Raw genomic sequence first — 3,088 nt, forward strand, 5'->3', positions numbered from 1 at the left:
AAGACCGCACGAATATAACGGTGGGTTACCCCCAAACGAATCGGAAAATCGATACTGGAAAAACTCTAACTCGGTGGCCAGTTTTTGTTGACCACTTCAGTTTACGCCGTCAGGCGTTGCTTCTGCATGGAAAGTTAAGAAATTATTCATGTTTCGCCTCGCCTGAATGATTCTGTAACTCATATTTGCCCAACAATTCGTCCGCTTCCTAAATAGCTTCTGGTACGCCATTGAGCAGTGACATAACCGCGCCAATCATTAACTTGTCTCTGTTGCTGGGGCTGGCCCCTTCAAGCCAGAACCCTAAAACAGTCTGAACCTGTTCGATGCGACATTGCGCTTCAATGAGCTGGATGTTGGTCATTTCGCACTCTCCACATCGATTAAACCGATATCTATCAGGGAGGTAACTTTTTGTAGCCAGCTATTGATTACTGTCGCCTGTTCCCCTCCCACCGAGGGAACAATCTCATTCATCACATGAACCAGACCTGTGCGCGCTCTGGTAAGCCGTTCAGTCGCGCAATCTGCGGGAGTGAATGTGTCTGGATATGGCTCTTCACGCCCCAGCAATGATTCAATTTCCAGCTCACACGGATGACGATAAATTAAGTTGATATTCATTTTTCACCCCCAAGAATTACCAGCTCGGCACGGGCATCGTTAACCAAAGATGAGCACGCTTTAATCGCATCCACGACATCAGTAGCGTCCATTTCTTCAGCCGAAAGACTGACAGCAACCAGGACAGCCGCTGCTTGCTCGATTAATTGAAGTGCGGACGTAAGGCGAGGGGTATTAATTGAGTTATTCATTGGTTGCCCCCGTTTTTCCTGGCATTTCGCCACCTTCCAGCAGGAAATGAACGTCACGAACGGCGAGATCCAATATCGCGAGTAACGCCTTCAGTCTTTCGTCTCGTGAGGGAGAGTTGCTCACCAGAATGTCGTTAATCACTTCTGTCAGTGTGATGATCTGGCTTGTGCGTTCGAGGGGATCCATATGCACATCGTAGGTTTTAATCATGTGCCACCTCCATGCGGATACGACCAGCAAAAAAGCAGATGTGATCGCGCACCAGAGAACGGCGAGCATCGCGTTCAGACTCGGCAGCAATATGATGAATTTTGGCGGTAATTGTCGGGCAATCGCGGCGAACTGCGGCGATAATCCAGATAAATTGCGGTTTTTGGGTAGGGGTAGTAGCCAGCATGTGGCAGCCTCCATTCGATAGCATGTAACGCTACCACCGGAAACGCCAATTTCGCTGGTGGTAGCCCAGACAGGGTTGGCGTAACCGGCTCGAATGGATACCGGCGCTTCCGAAGAAGCCCCTGCCTGAGCCACCATTGATTGACAAAGGCGCTGGATTATACACCAACGCCCAAAAAATGGGTGAGTCAGACCTACGACATAAAAAAAGACGCTCGGCGCGTCATATGTCGCCATTCGATTTACCAGGACGCCAATCCCGGCACCCGTTTTATGAGGTGCCTTATAACCATAAACCGTGTTGCCGCATAACGGCAAGCTCTTTTTTATGGACTCCGAAAACTCACTATTGGAAGAACCAGAAGCACAGTACATCGCGCTCATTTCGTTAACGTCACGCGCGTGGACGAATGTTTTTGTGGAGTCACTACACGAGCTGAAGACATCATCTACGACCAGAAATTTTCTGGCGCAGCCGCTGACCTTCTCAATGCTAATATCATCGCCCGAGATTTCTGGTATGGTTAAGGCATCCGTTCCGACCACAAGCAAATGATAAACTTTGCTTGTATCTGCTGTATTAATGCCTGACTTTGCCGTCATATTTCTGGATTTTGGCGACATGCCAGCCAGTGAAAATGTCTTCTTCTGGACGGGTATCATTGGTTAACCTCCGCGAACTCCTTCATGAAACGCGCCAGCGGTTGTACGCATGGCGATTGATACCCGTCGCGATAAAACGTCACTCGGTTGTGAGACACGCTTTCGACAGTAACGAGTGCTCCGTGGGCATCTTTGTAGCGTTTTTGTGGTTGTGGTGTTCCTGTTGGCTTAGACATTGAGCGCCTCCAGACGCTTGGCGAGCCAGCGTTGCGACAGGCGGGTGAGTTCTCCTTTGCGCTGCTCATATTCCATGCCCATATCAATTAACGTGATATTGGTGCTTTCGAGATATGAGAGGTGCTCAAGCTGTTCTGCGTTCATATGGTCGCGAGGTTCGCCAGAATAGCCATTTATCCGCGCCCACTGCTTAGCAGTTAGCCCACCAAGAACGATACGAGAAATCATATTGCTCTCGTTTGTGTAGTGGTGTTGCTGCGTCGTTTTCCCCATCTCGGCACGGGCCATATTCAGCGCATCGCACATTGGCTTAAAGTTGTTTGCGGCACTGATACGGGCTTTTAGCTGGCGACGATAGCGTGCGGCGATTTCAGGCACGCTACGCTGTAATTCTTCCTCGCACTGGATGAAATAACGGCGGATAGCGTGACCCTGATCATTGCGTTCGATCATTGCCAGTTCTTTCGCCATTCCGACACTTAACAGATAGTCTTTGCCGGGTCTGCCAGACTGCTTAATCTTGCTGTAAGCCGCGCCATTCGGGCTTTTCCCCAAATTTGGGGAAATTGTTTTATGGACTGAGTAATCGTGCCCAATGGTGAAGTCATATTCAGAGATGCGATCAGTGATCCATGTAGAGAAGTCTTTTCCCACGCCCAACGCTTTGTGTAACGCTTTTGCGCTAACAATATTGGTTTCACGCCCACCGATATGACCAGGAATAACCGGGACAATTGCGGCAAATTCATTACCGTTAATTGTGCTCAGAGAGGCGTTCAGATGAGGGGCGGCCTCAGAAATTAATCTGCTTTTTTCGATGTTCATTTTCAGTCTCCGTTAAGCGGCGTTAAACGCGTCCGGGTAGAGTTTCAGAATGTCGGCAATTTCCTGCTGAGAAAGTCCGTTGTGATCATTTATGTTCGCAAGATGGTTAATATGAAGTGGTCAACAAAAACTGGCCACCGAGTTAGAGTTTTTCCAGTATCGATTTTCCGATTCGTTTGGGGGTAACCCACCGTTATATTCGTGCGGTCTT

6 protein-coding genes are annotated in these 3,088 nt (G+C 49.0%); all 6 read right to left on the minus strand.

What is annotated here, in order from left to right; translation table 11 throughout:
• Positions 1–208: 208 nt before the first annotated feature.
• The 6 genes from BGK49_RS29335 to BGK49_RS11380 are packed head-to-tail and all read right to left on the minus strand — an operon-like array spanning position 209 to position 2,877.
• Positions 209–364, minus strand: coding sequence for a hypothetical protein (locus tag BGK49_RS29335; protein WP_000181939.1), 156 nt, complete (start codon positions 362–364; stop codon positions 209–211).
• Positions 361–624 carry a hypothetical protein gene (locus BGK49_RS11360; RefSeq protein WP_001024675.1) on the minus strand — a complete coding sequence of 88 codons (264 nt, stop codon included), beginning with the start codon at positions 622–624 and terminating at the stop codon, positions 361–363. Before BGK49_RS11360 ends, BGK49_RS29335 begins: the two co-directional genes overlap by 4 nt.
• Entirely contained in the window at positions 621–815 is a 195-nt protein-coding gene (locus BGK49_RS11365) for a hypothetical protein (RefSeq protein WP_001065741.1), read from the minus strand. The genes BGK49_RS11360 and BGK49_RS11365 overlap by 4 nt, the downstream gene beginning before the upstream one ends.
• A complete protein-coding gene (locus tag BGK49_RS31670; RefSeq protein ID WP_005040399.1) occupies positions 808–1,875 on the minus strand; it encodes an ash family protein in 1,068 nt (355 codons plus the stop codon). Before BGK49_RS31670 ends, BGK49_RS11365 begins: the two co-directional genes overlap by 8 nt.
• Positions 1,872–2,051 (minus strand): DUF4222 domain-containing protein, encoded by a 180-nt coding sequence (locus BGK49_RS11375; RefSeq protein ID WP_000042978.1) that lies wholly within the window; start codon positions 2,049–2,051, stop codon positions 1,872–1,874. Before BGK49_RS11375 ends, BGK49_RS31670 begins: the two co-directional genes overlap by 4 nt.
• Positions 2,044–2,877 carry an antA/AntB antirepressor family protein gene (locus tag BGK49_RS11380; protein WP_001019377.1) on the minus strand — a complete coding sequence of 278 codons (834 nt, stop codon included), beginning with the start codon at positions 2,875–2,877 and terminating at the stop codon, positions 2,044–2,046. Before BGK49_RS11380 ends, BGK49_RS11375 begins: the two co-directional genes overlap by 8 nt.
• Positions 2,878–3,088 lie beyond the last annotated feature (211 nt).

This window comes from Shigella sp. FC1544 (genome assembly GCF_001722145.1).
Taxonomy (GTDB): domain Bacteria; phylum Pseudomonadota; class Gammaproteobacteria; order Enterobacterales; family Enterobacteriaceae; genus Escherichia; species Escherichia coli.

What these genes read in the sequence shown, in the direction of transcription:
- BGK49_RS29335 (WP_000181939.1), bottom strand. Translation starts at nt 364, where the DNA reads ATGACCAACATCCAGCTCATTGAAGCGCAATGTCGCATCGAACAGGTT.
- BGK49_RS11360 (WP_001024675.1), bottom strand. Translation starts at nt 624, where the DNA reads ATGAATATCAACTTAATTTATCGTCATCCGTGTGAGCTGGAAATTGAA.
- BGK49_RS11365 (WP_001065741.1), bottom strand. Translation starts at nt 815, where the DNA reads ATGAATAACTCAATTAATACCCCTCGCCTTACGTCCGCACTTCAATTA.
- BGK49_RS31670 (WP_005040399.1), bottom strand. Translation starts at nt 1,875, where the DNA reads ATGATACCCGTCCAGAAGAAGACATTTTCACTGGCTGGCATGTCGCCA.
- BGK49_RS11375 (WP_000042978.1), bottom strand. Translation starts at nt 2,051, where the DNA reads ATGTCTAAGCCAACAGGAACACCACAACCACAAAAACGCTACAAAGAT.
- BGK49_RS11380 (WP_001019377.1), bottom strand. Translation starts at nt 2,877, where the DNA reads ATGAACATCGAAAAAAGCAGATTAATTTCTGAGGCCGCCCCTCATCTG.